Consider the following 1,100-nt stretch of genomic DNA (forward strand, 5'->3'; position numbering starts at 1 on the left):
TTAATGCCTGGCAGTTCCCTACTCTCACATGGGGAGACCCCACACTACCATCGGCGCTACGGCGTTTCACTGCTGAGTTCGGCATGGGGTCAGGTGGGACCACCGCGCTATCGCCGCCAGGCAAATTCTGTTTCATTCCAGCCGTTACACCCTATTCCGTGTAACCACCAGAACCAATCTATGAACAAGCTGAATCCGTCTCTCTAAAAACACCTTCGGTGTTGTAAGGTTAAGCCTCTCGGGTCATTAGTACTGGTTAGCTCAACGTATCGCTACGCTTACACATCCAGCCTATCTACGTCGTCGTCTTCAACGGCCCTTCAGGGGACTCGAAGTCCCAGGGAAGACTCATCTCGGGGCAAGTTTCCCGCTTAGATGCTTTCAGCGGTTATCTCTTCCGCACTTAGCTACCGGGCAATGCCATTGGCATGACAACCCGAACACCAGTGGTGCGTTCACTCCGGTCCTCTCGTACTAGGAGCAACCCCCCTCAATCTTCCAACGCCCACGGCAGATAGGGACCGAACTGTCTCACGACGTTCTAAACCCAGCTCGCGTACCACTTTAAACGGCGAACAGCCGTACCCTTGGGACCTACTTCAGCCCCAGGATGTGATGAGCCGACATCGAGGTGCCAAACACCGCCGTCGATATGAACTCTTGGGCGGTATCAGCCTGTTATCCCCGGAGTACCTTTTATCCGTTGAGCGATGGCCCTTCCATTCAGAACCACCGGATCACTAAGACCTGCTTTCGCACCTGCTCGAGCCGTCACTCTCGCAGTCAAGCTAGCTTATGCCTTTGCACTAACCTCCTGATGTCCGACCAGGATTAGCTAACCTTCGTGCTCCTCCGTTACTCTTTGGGAGGAGACCGCCCCAGTCAAACTACCCACCAGACACTGTCCGCAACCCCGATTAGGGGCCCACGTTAGAACATCAAACATTAAAGGGTGGTATTTCAAGGTTGGCTCCATGCAGACTGGCGTCCACACTTCAAAGCCTCCCACCTATCCTACACATCAAGGCTCAAGGTTCAGTGTCAAGCTATAGTAAAGGTTCACGGGGTCTTTCCGTCTTGCCGCGGGTACACTGCATCTT

The 1,100-nt window shown here is 53.9% G+C and carries 2 rRNA genes; both read right to left on the minus strand.

The features are described from left to right. Positions 1-5: 5 nt before the first annotated feature. Positions 6-121: ribosomal RNA gene (gene rrf / locus AU511_RS16945) — 5S ribosomal RNA — on the minus strand. Between the two features lie 104 nt (positions 122-225). Further along, a 23S ribosomal RNA gene (locus tag AU511_RS16950) occupies positions 226-1,100 on the minus strand; the annotation flags it as partial.

Source organism: Lonsdalea iberica, from assembly GCF_002111585.1.
In the GTDB taxonomy this organism is placed as follows: Bacteria; Pseudomonadota; Gammaproteobacteria; order Enterobacterales; family Enterobacteriaceae; genus Lonsdalea; species Lonsdalea iberica.